General features: G+C 39.0%; 19 protein-coding genes and 3 pseudogenes. 14 read left to right on the forward strand and 8 right to left on the reverse strand.

The genetic code is table 11. The features are described from left to right. Positions 1 to 19 precede the first annotated feature (19 nt). A complete protein-coding gene (locus ACLJJ6_RS04795; RefSeq protein WP_412990287.1) occupies positions 20 to 877 on the forward strand; it encodes an aldo/keto reductase in 858 nt (285 codons plus the stop codon). 310 nt (positions 878 to 1187) lie between these two features. Here the strand turns inward: ACLJJ6_RS04795 and ACLJJ6_RS04800 are convergent, their stop codons facing one another. The 3 genes and pseudogenes from ACLJJ6_RS04800 to ACLJJ6_RS04810 all read right to left on the reverse strand — a co-directional run. Further along, a complete protein-coding gene (locus ACLJJ6_RS04800; protein WP_412990288.1) occupies positions 1188 to 2378 on the reverse strand; it encodes an amidohydrolase in 1191 nt (396 codons plus the stop codon). Positions 2379 to 2413: 35 nt separating this feature from the next. Beyond that, a pseudogene (locus tag ACLJJ6_RS04805) lies at positions 2414 to 2847 on the reverse strand (threonine/serine exporter family protein). Position 2848: 1 nt separating this feature from the next. Further along, positions 2849 to 3319 (reverse strand): annotated as a pseudogene (locus ACLJJ6_RS04810) (threonine/serine exporter family protein); the annotation flags it as partial. Positions 3320 to 3386: 67 nt separating this feature from the next. On the opposite strand from ACLJJ6_RS04810, the pseudogene ACLJJ6_RS04815 reads away from it, so the two are divergent. Next, positions 3387 to 4607 (forward strand): annotated as a pseudogene (locus ACLJJ6_RS04815) (IS256 family transposase). Here the strand turns inward: ACLJJ6_RS04815 and ACLJJ6_RS04820 are convergent. The 3 genes from ACLJJ6_RS04820 to ACLJJ6_RS04830 form a co-directional block, all read right to left on the reverse strand. Then, positions 4572 to 4955, reverse strand: a complete 384-nt coding sequence (locus ACLJJ6_RS04820) for a threonine/serine exporter family protein (protein WP_412990289.1) — start codon at positions 4953 to 4955, stop codon at positions 4572 to 4574. The pseudogene ACLJJ6_RS04815 and the gene ACLJJ6_RS04820 overlap by 36 nt on opposite strands. A gap of 537 nt (positions 4956 to 5492) precedes the next feature. After that, the gene (locus tag ACLJJ6_RS04825) at positions 5493 to 6143 is read right to left on the reverse strand and encodes an NAD(P)H-binding protein (RefSeq protein WP_412990290.1); all 651 of its coding nucleotides are present in this window, start codon (positions 6141 to 6143) and stop codon (positions 5493 to 5495) included. A 2-nt stretch (positions 6144 to 6145) separates the two neighbouring features. Continuing rightward, complete coding sequence (locus ACLJJ6_RS04830; protein WP_412990291.1) at positions 6146 to 6622, reverse strand: hypothetical protein; 477 nt, start codon at positions 6620 to 6622, stop codon at positions 6146 to 6148. Between the two features lie 265 nt (positions 6623 to 6887). Here ACLJJ6_RS04830 and ACLJJ6_RS04835 point away from each other — a divergent pair, with 265 nt between their 5' ends. From ACLJJ6_RS04835 to ACLJJ6_RS04890, 12 genes are all read left to right on the forward strand, one after another. Continuing rightward, on the forward strand, positions 6888 to 7526 hold the full coding sequence (locus ACLJJ6_RS04835; protein WP_412990292.1) for an NAD(P)H-binding protein: 639 nt from the start codon (positions 6888 to 6890) through the stop codon (positions 7524 to 7526). An 11-nt stretch (positions 7527 to 7537) separates the two neighbouring features. Continuing rightward, complete coding sequence (locus tag ACLJJ6_RS04840; protein WP_412990293.1) at positions 7538 to 8038, forward strand: YbhB/YbcL family Raf kinase inhibitor-like protein; 501 nt, start codon at positions 7538 to 7540, stop codon at positions 8036 to 8038. A 112-nt stretch (positions 8039 to 8150) separates the two neighbouring features. Then, the gene (locus ACLJJ6_RS04845) at positions 8151 to 9032 is read left to right on the forward strand and encodes a LysR family transcriptional regulator (RefSeq protein ID WP_412990294.1); all 882 of its coding nucleotides are present in this window, start codon (positions 8151 to 8153) and stop codon (positions 9030 to 9032) included. A gap of 122 nt (positions 9033 to 9154) precedes the next feature. After that, positions 9155 to 9898, forward strand: a complete 744-nt coding sequence (locus ACLJJ6_RS04850; RefSeq protein ID WP_412990296.1) for an SDR family oxidoreductase — start codon at positions 9155 to 9157, stop codon at positions 9896 to 9898. A gap of 166 nt (positions 9899 to 10064) precedes the next feature. Then, positions 10065 to 10415, forward strand: coding sequence for a cyclophilin-like fold protein (locus ACLJJ6_RS04855; RefSeq protein ID WP_412990297.1), 351 nt, complete (start codon positions 10065 to 10067; stop codon positions 10413 to 10415). A gap of 191 nt (positions 10416 to 10606) precedes the next feature. Continuing rightward, on the forward strand, positions 10607 to 11362 hold the full coding sequence (locus ACLJJ6_RS04860) for an SDR family NAD(P)-dependent oxidoreductase (protein ID WP_412990299.1): 756 nt from the start codon (positions 10607 to 10609) through the stop codon (positions 11360 to 11362). A gap of 52 nt (positions 11363 to 11414) precedes the next feature. Continuing rightward, a complete protein-coding gene (locus tag ACLJJ6_RS04865) occupies positions 11415 to 12809 on the forward strand; it encodes a hypothetical protein (protein WP_412990300.1) in 1395 nt (464 codons plus the stop codon). Between the two features lie 243 nt (positions 12810 to 13052). Beyond that, a complete protein-coding gene (ppsA, locus tag ACLJJ6_RS04870) occupies positions 13053 to 15449 on the forward strand; it encodes a phosphoenolpyruvate synthase (RefSeq protein WP_412990302.1) in 2397 nt (798 codons plus the stop codon). 674 nt (positions 15450 to 16123) lie between these two features. After that, the gene (locus tag ACLJJ6_RS04875) at positions 16124 to 16489 is read left to right on the forward strand and encodes a hypothetical protein (protein WP_412990303.1); all 366 of its coding nucleotides are present in this window, start codon (positions 16124 to 16126) and stop codon (positions 16487 to 16489) included. A gap of 792 nt (positions 16490 to 17281) precedes the next feature. Then, entirely contained in the window at positions 17282 to 18466 is a 1185-nt protein-coding gene (locus tag ACLJJ6_RS04880) for an MFS transporter (protein WP_412990304.1), read from the forward strand. Further along, positions 18467 to 18949 (forward strand): GNAT family N-acetyltransferase, encoded by a 483-nt coding sequence (locus ACLJJ6_RS04885; RefSeq protein WP_412990305.1) that lies wholly within the window; start codon positions 18467 to 18469, stop codon positions 18947 to 18949. Between the two features lie 585 nt (positions 18950 to 19534). Further along, positions 19535 to 19771 (forward strand): DUF2568 domain-containing protein, encoded by a 237-nt coding sequence (locus ACLJJ6_RS04890; RefSeq protein WP_412990307.1) that lies wholly within the window; start codon positions 19535 to 19537, stop codon positions 19769 to 19771. Positions 19772 to 20541: 770 nt separating this feature from the next. On the opposite strand, the gene ACLJJ6_RS04895 is transcribed toward ACLJJ6_RS04890, so the two are convergent. Both ACLJJ6_RS04895 and ACLJJ6_RS04900 read right to left on the reverse strand, forming a co-directional pair. Then, positions 20542 to 21129 (reverse strand): NAD(P)H-dependent oxidoreductase, encoded by a 588-nt coding sequence (locus tag ACLJJ6_RS04895; RefSeq protein ID WP_412990308.1) that lies wholly within the window; start codon positions 21127 to 21129, stop codon positions 20542 to 20544. Between the two features lie 91 nt (positions 21130 to 21220). Further along, a complete protein-coding gene (locus tag ACLJJ6_RS04900) occupies positions 21221 to 21778 on the reverse strand; it encodes a Crp/Fnr family transcriptional regulator (RefSeq protein WP_412990309.1) in 558 nt (185 codons plus the stop codon). Positions 21779 to 21781: the final 3 nt, after the last annotated feature.

Genomic DNA, 21781 nt, shown 5'->3' on the forward strand with positions numbered 1-21781 from the left:
AAAAAAGGAGTGAGTTTCTATGACACAAGTACCCGTAATCAAACTTAATAATGGTGTTGAAATTCCACAAGAAGGTTTTGGTGTTTATCAAATTCCTGAATTTGAGGCTTGTAAGCGAGCTGTCCTAACAGCGTTAGAAACCGGTTATCGCTTAATTGATACTGCCCAGGCTTATAATAATGAAGCAGCTGTCGGGGCTGCAATTGAAGAAAGCCCCCTTGACCGTGCAGATATCTTTATTACAACCAAAGTTTGGATCTCCAATTATGGTTATGAACAGACCAAAGCCTCAATCAAGGTCTCTCTAGAAAAATTGAAAACTGATTATATTGATATGGTCTTACTTCACCAACCCTTTGGAGATTATTATGGTGCCTACCATGCTTTGGAGGAACTTTACAAAAAAGGGACGATTCGCGCAATTGGTATTTCTAACTTTTATCCCGACAGATATATTGATCTGGTGGGCTTTAATGATGTCATCCCCGCAGTTAATCAGATTGAGACACATGTTTTTGATCAACGAAAAGTAGATCGGAAATATTTAGCAGAAAATAATACTAAAATTGAAGTGTGGGCACCGCTTGCTGAGGGGGCAAACGGTATTTTTACGAATGATCTCTTAGTGACAATTGGCAATCGTTATCATAAAACACCCGCTCAAATTGCATTGAAATTTCTTGCTGAGGAAGGTGTTGTTATCATTCCCAAGAGTACCCATCCGGCAAGAATCAAGGAAAATTTTGCCATTTGGGATTTCAATTTAACGCAAGAAGAACTGACTCAAATCAGAGCCCTTGATCTAGGAAAATCACTATTCATGGATCACGAAAGTCCAGAAGCAGCAAAGCAATTTGTTCAATGGGGTAAAAATTAACCAGTTGCTGGTACTAATGAACAAAAAAATTATGGATTGTAGCGGTTTCCCCACAAAGAATAACTTAGGCAACAGGAAGCAGAATTCAGCACGACTATCCCTTTTAGAGATATGCAGGTGACTCGCTAGCAGCCCCAGGTATGTGCAAACCCATTCCGTATGAAAAAACGTTATTTTATGGAACAGAATACTGCACACAAATGAGCTTAATAAATAGTCCTATCGTAAGGTAAGCTTAGAACGTCTAAGTTTATGTGAAACCATGTAAACTTTTCCAGACAGTTGAATTCTTGGTTACGATAGGACTTTTTTATTTAGATTGATCTAGATAGCCCAAAACTGCTGCACCTGCGGATTTTGCTGCAATAATGAGGGCATCTTCATTCAGCATAAAGTCCGGACTATGGTGCGGATGATTTGCACCATCTGACGTCTGACATCCCACATAAAAGAAACAACTAGGCGTATGTTGGGCGAAGTAGGCAAAGTCTTCAGATGGATCTTGAGGGCCGCAATCGAAAACCTGAGTAAGTTCCGGAATTTTTGCCGCTTTGATCGTCTCCATCACACTGGTCGTGAGTTGGGGATCGTTAACGAGGACAGGGTAGTTATCGTCGTAATCAATCTCTGCACGGACGCCAAACATTGCTTCGATCCCATGAGCAATCTGCTCAATTTGACTACGGACCGTTTTTCGGGTTGTTTCTTTCATCACGCGTACATCACCTTTAAGCGTGACGCTTTCTTTGATGGCATTGTAAGAACCATTACCATCGAAAGAACCGATGGTTACACTAGCTGTATCAAAGGGATCGATTCGTCTTGAAACCACCGTTTGTAAAGCTGTCACAAAATAACTACCACTGACGATCGCATCATTCGATAAATGAGGCATGGAAGCATGACCGCCTTTACCTGTAAAGGTAATCGTAAAATTTGCCCGGCCGGTCTGAGTTTCATTGAGATGATACCCAATACTGCCCGTAGGCATGGACGTCATGACGTGCAACCCAATCACATTATCAACGCCATCAAGCACACCATCTGCCACCATTCCTTTGGCTCCACCTGGGGAAACTTCTTCTGCATTTTGATGGATAACGCGAATGCTGCCATGTAATCGATCCTTCAATTCAATCAAAGCTTTCGCCAAAACCATCAAATAGGCAGTGTGGCCGTCATGTCCACAAGCGTGCATCACGCCTGGATTAACGGATTTAAAAGGTAAGTCATTATCTTCTTGAACCGCTAAAGCATCAAAATCAGCCCGTAAGGCAAGTTTTGGTCCCGGTTGCCCACCGCTAATTTCCACGGCAAAGCCATATCCCTCGCCATAATTTGTAATCTGACAATCCAGGTTTTGATAGAAAGCTTTAATATACGCCGCTGTTTTTTCTTCATGAAATGACAATTCGGGATATTTATGCAAATGCCGGCGAATTTTAATCATCTCCGGTTGTGCTGCGTCTAATTTAGCCATTAATTCAGTTTTTAGTGACATTTTTTTCATCCTTTCTTGGTTTTATTTAACTCAATTTACTTTAACCAGCGGCGAATTGCGGGACGAATTTTGCTAAAAAAGGCTTCCGCAATTAAAAAACCGACTGCTAATGCCATTGCAATCATCAGCGTCTTTAACAGATTCTGCTGCGCACTGGCGACCTGGCCCAATGTGAACCCCCGCATACAATGGCACCCGGAACTAGTGAAACTAGACAGGGCACATACAAGACATTCACTGGAGCTTTAACAACAATTGCAGCGATGTTTGCTAAAAGTCCAATGGTGACTGCTGCAAAAAGATTGGGTAAAATCACATTTTTGGTTGCAGACTGAACCAAAAGGTAAACTACCCAGGATAGCGCCCCGGTAATCCCAGCAGGGAGAAGGGTTCGTCGTGGCACGTTGGTAATAACACCAAACCCAACCGTTGATAAGAAACTAAAAATAAAACCCCCAATAAGTTGCATCTTAAAGGCCTCCCCACAAAAATTGTGTTAACAGACTACCGATAATCACACCTGCACCAATTGCCCCAGCCGTCATCAGCGCATCCACAGCCCTCACAATTCCAGAAATGGTGTGCCGTCCCATAATTTCACGTAATGAATTCGTAATCGCAACACCAGGGACGAGTGGCATTAACGCACTCACTATGATATTTTGCGCGCTCTCAGCTATTCCGATGCTTACTAAACTACTTGCCAGTAAACCAATGACCAGACCCCCAATACCAACGCTGATATATGGGGTAACCATCGTTTTACCCGCATACTGGGCGGCTAAATACCCTAAAATTCCTACGAAAAAAGCGAGAGTGAGATCGCCCCAAGTGGCATGAAAGAGAAGCATAGGTGCGACTGAAACCAGACCAGCACCAAAAATTTTTTCGGGCCAGTTGAAGTCGATCACCGCTTTATCAATTCGTGCAATCCCAGATTTCGGTTATGTCCGTATAATTGGTGTAAATTCTAAATAGGACTTTGTGAAATCTGAAAGGAACTTCATTATGCCAAAAGTTGAATTAAATTTAGAGGATGACGAATTAAAGGAGCTATTACTAGGTGATCGGGATAAGGCCATGCAATCAATTATGGCCAAAATCCTTGATGAAATTCTAAAGTCCGAAGCGACTGAGCAGATTAAAGCTAAGGCTTATGAACGTTCGGATGAACGAACCAATTCACGGAATGGTTATCGGGTTCGTTAGCTTACCACACGAGTAGGAACACTTGAACTACACGTTCCTAAACTCCGTCATGGTAATTTTTCAACACAGCTGTTCAAGCGCTACCAGCGTAGTGAGCAGGCCTTTGATTTGGCATTAATGGAAATGGTAATCCAAGGTGTTTCAACACGTAAAGTAGCTGAGATTACTAAGAAGTTATGTGGGACAACCTTTTCTAAAAGTACGGTCTCGGCTTTATGCAGTAATTTGGACGACCAAGTGCTGGATTTTAACCGACGTCCCTTTACGCAAAAGTATACTTTTGTGTATGCCGATGCAATTTTATTTAAGGTACACCGTGGTCACGTTGTGACAAGTAATAGCTTACTCGTTGCGATTGGAATCGACCCTAGCGGTCGTCGAGAAGTGCTCGGTTTTGATATCGGTGATAGTGAATCAAAAGCTGCATGGATGGACTTCTTTAGTGAACTTAAACAGCGGGGCCTTACCAACGTTGATATGTTTGTTTCAGACGCTCATTGTGGCTTAAAGGATGCAATCACTACGCAATTTCAGGGTAGCCTTTGGCAGAGATGTCAATTTCATTTTAGTAATGACTGTACAAGTATTCTGGCACTCAAGGATCGTAAAGAAGTTGCTAACCGACTCAAAGATTTATTTAATGCTCCAACGTACGACCAAGCGGTTGAACGGCGTGACCAATTGGTTAAAGATTGGCAGACCGAGTTCCCTAAGGTGGTGAAGAAATTAGAAAATAGTTTTGACGAATTAATGGTGATTTACCAGCTCCCAGAGGAGCTAAGGAAGCGTCTCCGGACGAATAATACAATTGAGCGGGTTAATCAAGAAATTCGTCGTCGTGACCGTGTAATCCGGATATTCCCGAATGATCTAAGCGTCTTGCGACTAATGGGAGCACTACTGATTGAACAGAATGAAAAATGGGCTGCTGGTCCACGGTACTTAAACATGACCGTTTACCACGGGATTGAAAAAGATGACAATTCAGAAGAAGCCGGTATGCTTAAGCTTGTGAAATGATAAATTCGCGGAATTTAATTTACACCAACATTTTGGACTTGACCCAGATTTCAACTCATCAAAAGTAATCTTGTGCTCGGTAAAAGCTCGAGAAAGGGTATTGATCTCATCAACCTTTTGTAAATTAAAATCGCCTGTTCGCACCTTTACGAGGTGAGTTGTGGGATTATCGTTAGAATCCACAAAAATAGCGGTCATTTCTGCATGGCAACTGATCTTGATACCGGCTGCCCGGTCAATGTACTCGACAGTTGATTCGACTCTGGCTGTTTCCGCACCACTTTCCAGTAATATTTTACCTGCATGCCCACAAACCTCGATAATTTCACGTTCTTTTGCTACCACCACGCTGTCACCTTCCTTTGTAGCCCTGATAGATTTATCAAGATTCTCTTTTTCGGATAAGCATTAAAGTAATGATAAGCGTCTTTCTTAAAGCGTGTCAACCGTATTCAAAAGGGGTGGCCAAAATTGATGGCATAATCCATTCAGGCAGAAAATGCAACACAGATCTTTGACAAACTTAAGAAATCAAATCTGCAAATGTTGTGATAAAGGCAGAAAAGGTAAGACCAGCTGGCATTATTTCGGTCAATGCTTGAACCTCAAGCTAATATTTACTATTTACCAAGAGTGGTTCAAACTAAACTGCTTAAAATTCAAAAAATAATAGGTTACTAAATTGAGATTTAGCTTGCGACCAACTCTTACGATGTCAAAAAGGTTAACCGTAAATGATAATCGTTAAATGTCGTCTTTCAATCGAACAAAAACTGGCAGACACAAAGGCTGACGTGTCGTCCCATTTAAATATGTAAAAAAAGGTTTATTTTCCTAGCTAAGCGAAAATAAACCTTTTTGGATTGTCATACCATTTGAAAAACACTAATAATACTTGCTTATAATTTCCTCAAGTCCGTTTTCTGTGCCAGGTTTGGCAATTCCCAGACTTTCAAACTTATATTTCGAAGGGGTATTCATAATTTTAATGATCAAATCAGCAATACTTTCCCGAGAAATCATCGTACCTTTAAATGGTTGTCCTTTTTGAGTTAATTCATAATCAATTTCATCACTGTCAATCATAAAAGCTGCACGAATAATTGTATATTCAACGGCAGAATTTTCAATTAGTTTTGCAGCTTTCCGTGTGTTTTCTTTATTTTCATGACCGACAACGTTTTCTACCCATGTGCCAAAAGGATCTGGTGTTTCATGATATAAACCCGATCCAGTTATCCAAATGAGTCGCTTCAAATGTGTTTGTTTCATAGCGGCTAAAATTAAAGTTGCCATTTTAGCAACATTGCCACTTAAATTGGCGTATACAATGTCTTGATTCTGCATCGCATCTAATAAATCCGCATAGTTAAGAGCGTCACCAGTCATCACCGTTTCTCTTTCGGGCATACGTGTAACTAATCGTCGCGAGTTCCTAAGAAAACTAGTGATATGATAATCTGTTTCCGCCAAAATTCTTCTCCTGACCAGCTTCGCAATGCGGCCGTTAGCACCTAATATTAAAATGTTTTTCATACTTAACTAGCCTTATTCTTAGTCAACACGTGATCATAACTAATGACCGTCATTTCATTGAAATTATTCTTCGTAAACCTAATGTCTTCGTCATATGGCGATAAATTAATGGTGTAAGGGCCAGTAATTTTCCATTTACCAGAATAAATATTTGTTTGACCGTGCTGATTTTCTTTCCATGTATGATTACTCAAAAAGGTGATTTGCTGATGAATGTCCTTGTTAATATGATTTACCCAAACGCCCACGACATCTTCATCCGTAATTTGGTTGCCTGACGAATCGTGGTTATGACTAGAAGAGACAGACGTATTTTTGCTCGTGGCCGCCTTTGAGGTCACAACAACTTTAGATGTGTGTTGAGGGGTACTTTGTGCTTGACCATTAAAAATGGAATCACGAAATACAAACGTCAACCCTAATATCATGATAACAACGATTACAGTTATTAAAAACAAACCGCTAGTATTCTTTTTCATAAAAATCCTCCTCGATAAAATGTCTATATCTAGCTGGGTGCTAAATACAAGTGTCATCTTACAGAAAAAATCAGCTATACGTCTAATACCTAATTTAAAGTAATCTAATGCTTTTGAGGTATTGCACATTATTATCTACCGATACCTCAAAAGCAATGTTTCCATTTTATAAAGTATTGGACTACCAACCTATCACTCATTAACATGAATATAACAAATTAAATTCAGTTTTTGTTTTCCTGACACGAAAGGAGTTTTACACAACATGACCAAAATTTTAATATTAGGCGCAACAAGTCATATTAGCCATTATTTGATTCCAGATTTATTAAAATTACCTGACATCCAATTAACTTTATTTGCGCGAAATGCTACGCAACGCCTTAAAGGCTACCGTGCTTATTCCCAAATTACTTTGTTTGATGGTGATTGGGATCATCCTGATGATTTGAAAGCAGCCATAAAGTCCCAAGAAATTGTCTATCTAGCAACTGGACATTTTAAACAGGCCAATAAAAACGTCGTTCAAGCTATGACAGAAAATCATGTTAGCCGGTTGATTGTGGCCGGTGGTTTAGGCATTTATGATGAAGTCGTCGGTAAATTTGGTGAATGGAATGCGCGCATGATGGGTGATTATACGTCTATCAAAGCTGCTGCTGCGATTATTGATCATAGTGCTCTGGATTATACATTTTTACGAATGAGTTGGTTATATGATCAGGATGGTAATACGGCCTATGAGATCGTGCCACAAGGACAACCGATGAAAGGCACCCAGGTCACCCGGCAGGCAATTGCTAAATTAGTAACCGACATTGTGCGTAACCCTAAACTGTACAATAAACAAAGTATCGGCGTTCAAGAACCACATACCGAGTGGGACAAGCCTTCATTTTACTAGGAGTGAGAATTATGAAAATCAATGTTCAATTAGATAACGGCTATTTGCCAGATGAATATTCGAAGTACTGTAATGAAACGGATAAAAGGGCTGGGCAGCCAATTAAATCATTTCCAATTGTCATTCAAAAAATACCAACAGAAGCAAAATTTTTGGGATGGTCACTCATTGACTACGAAGCCGTTCCACGAACCGGTTTTCCCTTTATTCATTGGCTAGCCAGTGATGTGCCAATTACCAACAACATAGCAGCAGACTTCAGCCGCCAGTCACGCGCCCCACAAGGTAAAAATGCCTGGTACTCCAGATTCTATGCCGTTGATGATTCATATGTAGAAAATCACTATGCGGGTCCTGTTCCCCCAGATAAGCCGCATCACTATACTTTAACTGTCTATGCCCTCAAGGCGAAAACCAATTTGAAGCCTGGCTTTTTTTATAACGATTTTAGAACTGCTATAACCCAGCAACAAATTGAACACGCAGAATTTGTAATTCCTGCACGAAATTAAGCATGTCTCACGAGACATGTTTTTTGCTTTCTAAGTACTAACTGGACTATGATAATTGTAATAAAAATGAGGAAATTCAGTAGGGCGAGTCAGTACAGTTGGAGGTAACAAAATGGAATATCGAATTTTACGCTACTTTTGGACAATTGCAGAAGAGGGCACAATGGCAAAGGCGGCACGGCTTTTGCACATCACACAACCCACTTTGAGTCGGCAAATTCATGAATTAGAAGATGAGCTAGGCACACCTTTGTTTAATCGAACTAAGGGCCGGTTATCTTTAACAGAAGCTGGTTTATTTCTAAAGTCAAGAGCGGAAGAAATTTTGGATTTAACGGAGCAGACCAAGCAGGAGTTTGCGGATAGAAGAAGTGAATTGTTTAGTGGCCACATAAGAATTGGCTGTGTGGAGGCTGACAATTCAGACACCTTGGCAATGATGCTCGAAGAATTTGTGAATGATTACCCTGAAATTACCTTTACCATTTTTTCCGGCTCAAGTGCAGATGTGTCGGATCTTCTCGATAAAGGATTAATCGATTTAGGAATTCTTTTGCAACCCATCGATTTACATAAGTATCAGCAAATTGTTCTCCCACGGACGGAGAAGTGGGGACTATTGGTCAGTAACGAGTCTTTTTTAGCCCAGAAAAAGGGAATTACACCTCAGGACTTAATCGGTATCCCATTGTTAATGCCGTCACAACCTGAAATGCAACGCATGGTTACCAACTGGGCAGACGTCACGCTTGATGAATTAAACATCGTCGGCGATTTTAACCTAAGTTTTAATGCTATTTCTTTAGTTACTCGAGAAATCGGCTCGCTCGTTGGCATAGAAGGTGCGAATTCCATGGTACCAGCGAGTGAGACTACTTTTGTTCCTTTAGACCCAGTCGTCAAAACAAATTGCGTCTTAGTTTGGCGTAAAGGGAGGATTATGTCTCCTGTCGTAAGTGAATTCGTCAAAAAATTTCATCAAGCCTTTGCATAAATGAAGTTTTGATACCTAAAAAGCAATGCCCGTAATTTTACAAGTATTAGACGTTTTGGAATCCGCGTATTATGCTTATGGCTGTCGTTAAGTCAAATTGCGAAACAAGGAGGAAAAACTAAATGTCAGTCAAAAATAAAGTTGTGGTTATTGTAGGTGCCTCAAGTGGAATTGGTGAAGCAACGGCAAAGTTGCTAGCTCAAAATGGAGCCAAAGTTGTCCTTGGTGCACGGCGCGCGAAACGGCTTGAACAACTCGTCAATGCGATCACACAAGATGGTGGGCAGGCTGTTTATCAAACAACCGATGTTACAAAACCAGATGAGATCAAAAACTTAGTTCAAAAAGCTAAAACCGCATTTGGCGGGATTGATGTTATTTATAACAATGCGGGCATTATGCCAACTAGTCCCATTAGTGCACTGCATACAGATGAATGGAATGCAATGATCGACATTAACTTAAAAGGCGTTTTAAATGGTGTCGCAGCTGTGATGCCTGACTTTGTGGCACAAAAGCACGGGCAAATTATTACAACTTCTTCAGTGGCAGGTATTAAGAGCTTTCCTGGCTCTGGAGTGTATGGTGCAACTAAATTTGCGGTACGTAATTTAATGGAAGTTATTCGGATGGAAAGCGCGCAAGAAGGGACGAACATTCGTACAGCAACCATCTATCCTGGTGCAATTAATACTGAACTTTTGCATACAATCACGGATGATGCTGCGGCAAAAAGAATGCAACAACAATATAATCGCGTGGGAATTTCTCCCGACGCGATTGCACGAGTTGTCAATTTTGCCATCGATCAGCCCGAAGATGTTAATGTAAATGAATTTACCGTGTATCCAACTAAACAAGGCTAATTCTCGCCTTTTACCCAATGCCAGCTTTCAATGAACAAGTCAATTGGAGCGCCCGTTGATAAGTGTCTCTAAATAAAAGGAAGCTTTTTGGATGTTTATATTTCTGAAATAGACGAACTCTTAGTAGTCTATTTTTTATTGTTTATTTTATGAAGGAGAAAAAATAATGATAGCTATTCAAATACAAGTCGGTAAAAAAATCTTAACGGGGAACTTGCTGGAAAATGCGACCGCTCAGGCGTTAATTGCTAACTTTCCACTGACTTTACCAATGTTGAATCTGTATGCACGAGAAATGACTTATAGATTTAAAAACGCACTTCCAGCTTCCGAAACAAAAACAACAAGCTATCATACGGGCGACATTGCCTACTGGGCCCCCAGACACAGCTTCGTCATTTTTTACAAACAAACAGGAGAGGTGATTAGCCATTTGCAGTTGGTCGGTCATATTAATTCAGATCTCTCCTTCATGAGTAAGTTAGGTAATACCGAGATGCAGTTCAAATTAAAATAACTAATAAGTACTAGGTATAGCGTAAGACTACGGTAAAACCTAGTACTTTTTATTTAATACTAGTAGCCGGCCCGGCAATACCTTCGAGGCAAATGGCAGTGTTTTTAAAGTAATAGACGCCTTATCATCCCGGCATTAAGATAAGGTTTGTAATGTGAATACTTAATTAAAATAAGATTGGAGATTAGAAAATGAATAATTTTAAAGGAAAAGTAGTCATCGTCACTGGCGCCCGTACTGGCATTGGATTAGCAGCTGCAACTCAATTTGCACAGGCCGGAGCAGCCGTAGTCCTAGCTGGACACCATGAGCCCACTAAAGAGGCACAAGCGTTAATCAAACAAGGTTTTAAAGCTGCCTCATTTAAATGTGATGTTGCAAATGAATTAGATGTCAAAAATCTGGTTGCTTTTACCGTCAAGCAATTTGGTCGGTTAGATTTTGCGTATAATAACGCGGGTATTCAAAGTCCTGTCACGTATACAGATGAACTGGCACTCGAGGAATATGACAATGTCTTGAACACAAATTTAAAAGGGATTTTTCTATGTATGAAGTACGAAATTAAGCAGTTTAAACGACAAAAAACTCCCGGAGCAATTGTCAATTGTTCCTCAATGGGTGGTTTGGTTGGTATTGCGGGACGGTCCGCTTACCATGCTTCCAAACATGGCGTGTTAGGAATGACCAAAAGTTCCGCACTAGAGTATGCCGATAAGGGCATTAGAATCAATGCAGTTTGTCCAGGTATTATTCATACACCAATGGTTGACCGAATGATGGGAACAGAAAAATCAGAGATGGATGCCTTAATGAAGGAGGTTCCCATTGGGCGGTTGGCGGATCCTAAAGAAATCGCAAACGTTGTCTTGTTCTTATGTAGTGATGCAGCCAGTTATATTATTGGCCAAGGCATACCAGTCGATGGCGGTTATACCATTCATTAATTAGCTTTTAACTATGACTGCGTAAATATCATTTAAAAAGGAGGCAATAAAGTTGAAACAGGCAGCTGTATACCGCGTTGTACTCGTCCTCCTTGTTATCGTACGGTTGAGCATGACACTAACAAATTTGAATTTGACGGTAATAAGCGCTGGCTTAGGGGTTGCGATTTTTATTCTGGGCATGCATAGGCTGAGCAAAATTTTTAGATGGGCCAGTCTCATCTTCTTTATTTTGGGTATTTTGCTATTGCTAGTGGCAACACCTAATTTAACAATTGTCTGTCAGGCAATTAACGATATGCTCGACATTGTCACGCTTTTAATTGTGATGCAGCTGTTTACAATTCCAATTGCAGTTGGTCATTATCGAATGGCAGTCGAATCTTTTGTTGATAATCGCCTTCATCAACCAAAATCAATTTTCTTATTTGTCATGATAGTCACCAATATTCTCTCCAGTATTTTGTCTTTGGGAACTGTCCCCATAATTTTTTCAATTTTAGGCGAAACCTTACGCAAACGAATTCCACATTATGAGGAATTTTCCTCCAAGGCAATCACTAGGGCATTCATATTAGGGACGCTTTGGTCGCCTGGCGCAGCAACAATTTTCTTGATTTGTAGTGTAACAAACGTTGCTTGGATAAGTTTGTTTATCCCAAGTTTCTTACTTTCTTTATTAGGATTAACGATTTCCTATTTTTTGGAAAGAAAGAGTGGGCTCTTAAATACCGTAATGGCATATCATCATTCGCGACCTAAGGTAACTCATCAGAAAGTTGAATTAACCAACGACAAAATGCGTCTGCTGCAAATCATGTTTGCTGTGCTGGGACTATTGTTACTTAGTTTTATTCTAATTATGCTAAAAATAGGTAGTTCAATGCAAGCCGTAACGTTATCGGGCATCTTTATCGTTAGTCTTTGGGTGCTGGCACTTTCACAAAAGCCGACTTCTAGGGTTGAGGTACGTCAAAACATCCGGTCATTTTGGCACAATGGACTTTTTTCTGGCAGTTCACTAGCACCCTTTTTTGTGGCAGTTGGCACTTTTTCTTATGCATTTGAACATTCACCACTTGAAGAGACCTTTGCCCATACGTTGTCACCATTTCTGAGTCAAATAGGGTGGTTAGTGTTGATCGCTATTCCGATAATAATCGTGGCAATGGCACTTGTGGGCATTCATCCGCTTGCCTCAATTGCCTTATTCGGAAAATTAGTGGTAGCTGTGCATCTCCCTTTTTCTCCGGTCCTAATCGCACTAAGCTTAAACATTGGCGGAGCGGTGGCTTATATGCTGTCCCCATTTGCAGGTATTATTTTGGTCGTGGCTTCCATTTTAAATGTCAGTGCAGGCTCAATCTCAATCAAATGGAATTGGAAATTTTGTGCTATTTTTGTAACACTTGGGTTAGGTTTAGCGTGGCTTTTAACAATTTTTTGAAGCTACTACCCATGGTATCAAAGCCGATCTAGGTGCATAACAAATAAAAAAGGATCCGTAATGACTTTATCGCGTCATTACGGTTTTTTTGATCGATCAGAATAAAAACGCAAATCATATCCTTCACCTTTGTGAAAAGTTGAACTATAATAAAGTCGGGTAATTGTAAACGTTTTCATTTTTGTAGTTTATTGTTTGGTGTTCACTATATTCAAGTAACTAATTATTCAAGGAGGTAATAACATGAGTAGTCGCGATACTGTAAATGTTTTATGGTTTGATGAGTTGCATCGTGAAGATGTTAACCTAGTTGGCGGAAAATCTTCGTCACTAGGCGAAATGACATCGTCAATGGATGTTCCGGTGCCGTATGGTTTTGCAACCACTGCACGCGCATATCGTTATTTCATGCACCAAACAGGAGTAAATGATAAAGTTAATACTTTACTTGAGAGTATTAAGGACTACGAAAATTCGGATGAGTTACATGCCACTTGCGAGGAAATTCGCAACCTTATTGTAGAGGCAAAGATGCCTGATGATTTAGCAAGCGATATCAAACAGGCATATGCCGACTTGGCGAAAAAGATGGGTCAGGAAAACCCATTCGTCGCGATTCGTTCTTCTGCCACAGCTGAGGATTTACCCAATGCCTCATTTGCAGGACAGCAAGAGTCGTATCTAAACATCAAAGGTGCAGACGATGTTGTGAACCGGGTTCAGCAATGTTATGCGTCGCTCTTCACCGATCGCGCAACCTATTATCGTCATAAACAAAACTTCCCCCACGAAAAAGTTGCACTTTCCGCAGCAGTACAAATGATGGTCTTCTCAAAGGCATCAGGAATTATGTTCTCTGTGGATGTTTCTAATGGGGATGCGTCTAAGATCGTTATTGATGCAATTTATGGGTTAGGTGAGTACGTTGTTTTGGGTAAAGTTACCCCAGACCATTTTGCCGTTGATAAACAATCAATGAAGATTGTCGAAAAAAATATCATTAAGCAGCCCGTCCAGCTCACTCGCATCTCTAATGGCGGCACCAAGGAAGAGCCGGTTCCCGACGAGATACAAGGGCAACCAGTTCTAACCGATAGTCAGGTCATTGAATTAGCTGGTTATGCCAAAGAAATTGAACGTCACTATGGTTGCTATATGGACATGGAGTTTGCTTTAGATGCTAACACAGATCGTTTGTGGGTTGTGCAAGCACGTCCTGAAACTGTATGGTCACGACGCAATAAGGAGAAAAATAGCGCCGCAGATGGGAATGTTGTTGAAGAAGCAGATGCTAAAGTCATTATCCGTGGCCTGCCTGCAAGTCCAGGACTGGCTAGTGGTGTGGTTCACGTCATTGATAGCCCAGACGACATTGATCAATTCAAGCAGGGTGAAGTTCTGGTTACTTACATGACTTCACCAGATTGGGTTCCTGCAATGAAGAAAGCGACTGCCATTATTACCAATAACGGGGGAATGACTTGTCACGCTGCCATCGTTTCACGAGAAATGCAGATTCCATGTATTGTCGGGACAAAGAGTAAAGGCGTCGCCGCAACAGACGCCCTCAAGACCGGGGATGTCGTCACGATTGACGCAAAAAACGGGGTTGTTTATCAAGGAAAGGTCGAAAGCCTGCTCACAACCTCTACTGCCGCAACTCCAATTGCAGGGCAGGTTGTAGCCGCAGAAACCTTTGCACCAACTGCAACGGGCGTCATGATGAACTTAGGTGATCCTGATTTAGCTGAAAAGTATGCTTCCTTACCAGCTGATGGTATTGGCTTGATGCGAGAGGAATTTCTTTGGACATCGTTTATTCATGAACATCCTTTATATCTCATCGAAAAAGGCGAACCAGAAAAAGTGGTTAATATGCTTTCAGAGGGGATTGCGAAGGTTGTCCGTGCGATGGCACCACGACCAGTTGTTTTGCGTCTTTCTGATTTCAAGTCAAGCGAGTACCGCAAGTTAAAGGGTGGTGACAAGTACGAACCTCATGAGCCTGCAGACCTACTTGGCTGGCGAGGTGCTTCGCGTTATTACGATCCTAAATATATCGAAGCCTTCAAGCTCGAATTAGCGGCTGTCAAGAAAGCTCGTAATGAATTAGGCCTCAAGAACTTAAACGTCATGATTCCATTTGTCCGAACCGTTCCTGAAGCAGAGAAAGTCACCACCATCATGCGCAATGAAGGGCTTGTTCGTAGTGAAGACTTCAAAGTTTACATGATGGCCGAAATCCCATCAAACATTATTTTGGCAGACCAATTCAATCAGTTCATTGATGGCTACTCGATTGGTTCCAATGATTTGGCCATGTTGATTTTAGGTTGTGATCGTAATAATGACACTGTGGCAAGACTCTTTGATGAGCGTAACTTAGCTGTCAAACGTGCAATTCGCCACTTGATTAAAGTCGCACATAAAGATGGCAAGACGGTTTCCATTTGTGGACAAGCGCCTTCTGAGTATCCAGAGTTTACGAACTTCTTGATTCAAAGTGGCATTGACTATGTCTCAGTTAACCCTGACATGGTCAAAGAAACGAAGCGGAATGTGGCACACTTTGAACAACGGCTGATGCTGGACAAGGCAACTGGACGCGGACTTCAAGATCCCACGAATTATGAGTGGTAACCAAAAATTTCACCGTAGTCCACAATAGCTAACCTTGTCATTGGCTTTTAAAACTAAAGTTTACAGAGAATCAATTTCCTTCAGGTTGATTCTCTTTTTTTTGCATAAAACTTCGCATCATTTCGCCATAGCATTTTTTCAAGTTAAGGTTTCTGATTTTTTAAAGCTTGCGCGTTAAGGGCGCATCAATTCGTATAGCACGTTTTGACGACGGTGGTAAAACCAAGACTATCTTTTAACTAAGTGCTCGTAAATAGGTACATTCATCAAACAAAAGACGGCTTGTCAAAACATAAAGTGGACTAGACATAATTTCAGGGCATTAAATTTATGCTAATAAAAATACATTTCTAAAATTCTTCCTATACTTAAATTGACAGAAAATAACTAACAAGAGGCTAACTTTAAAATTAATATTGACATACATTATTAATAATTTTAAAATAAATTACATCTATTCTATATACAATTTATTTGCTTTTCACGAGGCAATTCTCATTGCTTGAACATAAAGTTCATAAAATTTGGGCAGAGATTGGAAACGTTGGCGTAATCTTGCCAGATGATAATTTTTTATTGATCGGAAGGTAGTCCTTTATAAATTTCTGAACGCTTATACGCCATCAAAAATGCTTCAATGCCATCTTCAATGCCATATTAAAGCGTCAGAATTTATGGATGTAGCTGGCATTAGACCAATTGCTGTCAGTATAAAACAAAAGAGGGTAACGAGTAGTCAGACTTTTAAAAGTAGAGAATGGCCAGGGGAGATTGTTCAATCAAAAGATGCCCTCATTGTAAAAAATAGCAGTATTAATCCTGAACGGTTGAGAAATTCGATAATAAAAGTCATTGCAAGTAAAAATGTATACAATGTAAAGTTTACTTTAATAAATTTAATCGCTGTGTTGAATCAAGTTTTATCTGCGATTGTAGATTATTTCTCGACAACCACTAATTGTAAAACACCGTATAAATTTTTTATGATGCCATTGATAGAAGTGACTTTGATTTACAAGAAGGAACACTACCTAGGATAGATATGAATTATTAGGAGATAAAATTTTTAACATCGGAATACCACATGCCAATAGGAACATTGATAATCTATCTTTTGCGTGAAAACTTTGTAAATATGACCTCAATGAAAGTTAATAATTTTACTAATTTAGATAACATTGCAGAACGATCGAAACGAATTGACTCGAAGTCAAATCTTCTATCTACCCCTCAATGGTTCCGGAAAGATATGAGTAGCGCCTAACCATAAGTAAAGAGCTATTTGTACATCATTTTTGGTGGAAGAATTTTAAATATCAAAATCGGGTAGGGTTGTTGTTTCAAGTAAAATTCCAGAAGAGAAAGGCTGTCGAGCTCTTCTACTGATCTAGTGGCGGCACTACGAAGGTTCTTAAACTAAAATGAAATTTCTATTGATAATAAGATTATTGGATACTTTTGTGGAACTATTGACACAATGTCTTGTTATAAAAAATAAGCATTGCAAACAGAAGAAACTTTTTTCTTACAAGAGGCATTATTAACAAACCTAATTAAAGTAATGTGCAATAGAAGAAGTTAATACTGATAAAGTGTGTCATTTCTGTACTCAAAGTGCTCTAATAAATCAGGAATTTCTCTCAAAAAATTAATGCCTGAAACGTTAAAAATTGTCCAAAATTGAACTTTCTGGCATTATGGTTCCACATGCCGGCACGTATTTAAATTTATTAATAAATAAAGATGACCCGTGCCTAAAAAATATAGAGGTGTGGTTGAATTATTTAATGAAAGAAGCAGACATTTGAAGTATTCAAATCCTGGAGGCCATAATGAACAGAATACATACAAAAGTAAATTCGGAAATTGTTAAATATTTTATATCGGTATCGTTTTCATCTGCTGCCAATAGTGCTTCGGCCTTAGCCATTTACTGGTATGTCTTACAGACTACAGAAAAAGTGTCAATTCTTGTGCTTACGGGAGTTTTACAATCTTTACCGGCGATGTTTGCGGTTTTCATTTCTACATTCGCCAATAAAAAAGGATCAAAGTTCTTGATGACAGTTAGTGATTTTATTAGAACAATGTTATTTATTCTAATTACAATTACCTGTAACTCCTCTATTGGGGTTAGCGTTGCGGTTTTGGTAAATATACTTTTACAAGTGTTCGAACAGTTACGTACAGCCGCCACTACAACGATCATTCCTGATATAGTACAGAATTCAAAGATTAGTTCTTGGGTAGGAATTTCTAATAGTGTTACCGCAGCATTTGAATTGATTGGAATAACTATTGGTGGGTTTTTATTCGATAAGTTTAATTATTTAATATTATTTTTAATAATTTCAGTATTATTTGCTTTTTCAAGTCTATTTTCTAGCATGCTACAGTCTAGAGCTAGTATAAACGAGGACAATGGAGATCTAAATTTCTCTTTTATTGATACAATTAAACATATAGCACGTTCAAAAGTATTAATTGGCATCATAATTTTGGCTGTTATTGTGAATATCTCATTTGCACCATTAGATATTATGTTGACTACATTTGTTCATTCTGTTTTAAAAGAAGGGGCAATGATTTATGGATTCATGGATGGAGGATTAACGGGGGGAATGATCTTAGGTTCATTATTATTTGGGATTGTTGCCAGCAAATGGCGAATTAAGCCTATAGTAGTATTTGGTTTTCTGGGTTGCTCAGTGATATTATTTGGCTTATCTTTTACTTCAAACTGGCTTATTTCAATTATTGAGGTTTCTGGTTTAGGTGTGCTCATGGCATTTGTAGATAGTTCAATGGATGCTTGGCTACTTGAAATGGTTCCAGAAAACGGAAGAATTGCGATGTTTACCACCGTAACTTCACTGTTTACAGTTGCGGCCCCCATCGGAACGGGGCTTTTAGGATTTATACTCAGTAAAACTAACATATCTTTAGTTCTACTATTGATGTCGTTAATGATCTTAGTTGGCGTTTCAGTTGCCACCAAATTAAGGGAGGAAGAATAAATGAGCAATAATTTTGAAGTAATAGAAAAGTTAACTCAGCCCAATGCTGAGCAAATCGCAAATCTCTGGCACTATCAAGGTGAGTATTCTTTTTATGATATGAAAAATGATCTTGAAGATTACGAGGAGATTATGTCACCAGAAAAGCGTGGCGATAAGTATTTTCAAATATTAAATAACAGAGGTGAATTAACGGCTTTCTTTTGCATAGAGGCAAATAGCGAGATTAGTGCAGAAATAGGTTTAGGAATGGCGCCAACTTTGGTAGGTCAAGGTCATGGTTCAGAACTTATGGAAAAAATTGAAAACTTTTTAAAAGAAAAAACCAGTTTCGAGTCTATGCTCTTATCTGTTGCAACTTTTAACCAACGCGCCTTAAAAGTGTACAACCGAGCGGGATTTACCATAGTTAATGAAAGAAAGCAAAATTCTAATGGGGCAATCTTTGACTTTTACGAACTCATTAAAAAAGTGGGGGATTAACGTTGAATTCATAACATTGAAACAAACTTTAGATATGTCCCAACAACTCATAATGTTTCAAGTTATTGCCATTTCATGATTTTCCCTTGTTAGCTTCATATTTATGTCTTTAATTGATTGGGTATTATTGAAGAAAGTTTCTTCTAAATCTAATTTTGAAGTTTTTTTCATTGCATTAGGACTTGCCTGAGGATTAAAGAATGGGATTGGTGATTGTTTTTTGAGTTACAATATCACTGGTTTCTGCAATGATACAGTTAATAAATTTGATGGAAGCATACTATAAGTTTATAAATATGGGTGACAAAAGAAGCACAATTTTTTAGGTGTCATGATTTTAATTTTAAGTGGTGTTCTTCTCTTATCTGGGTGCCCGTTGGAGATGAGACAAAGCTTGAAGCTGACTCTAGATATGATGAAAAACGAACTTTAAGACTGGCAAACAAAGCTTGTTAGGAAAGAACCATGCTACAACTATTTATGATCAATGCTATATTACGATTTTTAATTGAAGTGTTTACCGTTATAGTATTGATAGTGATTGGCTATATGAAATTTAATTTCCCATTAAGTTGATTGATTGGGGTGATTTTGCCAATTATATTTAGTTTAGTATGGTCGACTTTTGTTGCGCCTGCATCATCCAGAAGAGCAAACTTATTGGTTCGTATTCTAATTGAGCTAGTTATATTCGCAACGGTCACATTATTGGTTACAAATAAAGTGTCATCAAAACTAGGAATAATTTATGGATTAGTTGTGTTAGGCAATACCGCTTTAGTACACTTGGGAGACTCAAAAATGGATGATATACATGAATAAAACACGTTTTTCAGGAATATAGCGGTACACAATATTTCAAGAACGTTCTCTCTAGGTGAACATAAATCAGTAAAAACATTGGTGGTTCCTCTGGAAGTGGTAAGCCAGCCTCAAAGATTGCTAAAAGCAACGTACTGGTAATGGTAATACAAAAATGGCGTCGTATTTGCTCGCGTTGATCTATTGACTCCATTGCGAAGTTGGTTTCATTTATAGACGAAATATTTCTTCTCAAATGAATACCTTATCAATAAGGTTAGTAAGGAAAAAGTTGCCTATCAAACTAAGCGTAAGGAACCCCCCAAAAAAGATTTCCCAAAACCAGATAGCCGATATTAGAAAACAAAGTATTAAAATAAAGAATGAAAGTAGCGTATAACAGGTTTATGCTACCTGTAGGATTAATTTTTAGTTTATTATTATTAGTCATCTTCACCTGAGGATGGCTTTTTTTGTGTATTCCCCTCAGTACCAATCATATTCATATCAATCATATTTATTCAGCCATACAAGACCTTAAGGACTTTAAATTTAAGGTATTCGTAATGATTTAGTCTCAAGCACTGAACCGTCATGATCCCATTTGTCCGAACAGTTTCTGAAACCAAAAAAGGTCACCATTATTATGCGAAAAGACAGGCTATTTTGTAATGGCCACTTCAAATTTCAACGGAGGATTCGTGGTAATAAAAAAAGAGGATTTCACTGAAGTCCTCAAGAGCTAACCTTGTCACTGGTCTTTAAAATAAACGTTAACAGAGAACTGCACGTTATTTTGCCATGTTTTGTTCAATTTTTGTTAACCATAATTGGCGTTTCTCGTCACTCCGCGACTTGACACCAGTAAGGTTAAGCCACTTAACATTTTTTAGCCCTGTCTTCTTAAGCGTTCCGGTGACAAGGGCTTTCTTAACCGCATTACCAAAGATGAACTGATAAACGTATTTAGGGGTATTCATGGTAGTAATAACCTGAGTTTGTTTTAGAAATGGCAAGGCCGTTTTCATGCCAGTAATGGTTTTGGCATACTCATAGGTACTTCCTGGGAAGATTACTTTATCAATAAAGCCTTTAACCATTGCCGGCATGAGTTCCCACCAAATTGGAAAAATAAAGACAAGCTTAGAAGCTTTTTTGAGACGCTTCACATAATCCAAAGCCTGTTCATCAACCATTTGATGTTTGACAAAGGCTAACAAATCAGTGCTGGACATGACAGGATCAAACTTGTCTGCCTGTAGGTCAATCACATCAACTTGATAGCCACTATTTTTCAGTCCTTTAGTGGTGGCTTCCAAAATTGCATGACAAAAGCTTCCCTGATAGGGATGATAGTATACGATAACTGCGTTTTTCATAAAAAAGATCTCCATTTCGAATTTTAGATTTATCTGATTGACAAATCTAACTATAAACGGCTTTTCCGAAACGCTCATTAACATTTGTTAATTACTGTCGATTTTTTATCCGACTTAAAGAAACTGGTGTAATACCTAGATAAGACGCAATATAGTGTTGAGAGACACGTTCAACAATCTGTGGCTGATGTTGCACTAGATCGCGGTATCTCGCCTCAGGAGAATCCTTAATACGCGACAAAAAATAGTGTTGGTAAGCAATAAACCGCTCGCAGACAAAAGTTAACACATCCCTTTGAAATTCAGGCGTATTTTCCATTAGCTTAAAAATACTTTGCTTATCAAGTTTATAAACGGTTGTTTTTTCCATTGATTCAATAGAATACAAACTTTCGGTATCCAAAAAAAGAGACTCAAAAGCAGAAACCATTTGATTTTCAAAAAAGAACTGAACAGTCACATCTTTGTCACCATCATTGTGCCAAAGTCGTAGTGCACCTTTTTTAATGAAATAAAGGTAGTGCGAGATTTTACCTTGCAGCAACAACGTTTCATTTGCCGGAATCGTTTCGATCGGAATTTGATTTTGCACCAATTTTTTGTACTTTTCAAAAAGTAAAACGTACTCTGTATCTTTTTTTATAGCCATTTT

The organism is Pediococcus siamensis, from assembly GCF_047220215.1.
In the GTDB taxonomy this organism is placed as follows: Bacteria; Bacillota; Bacilli; order Lactobacillales; family Lactobacillaceae; genus Pediococcus; species Pediococcus siamensis.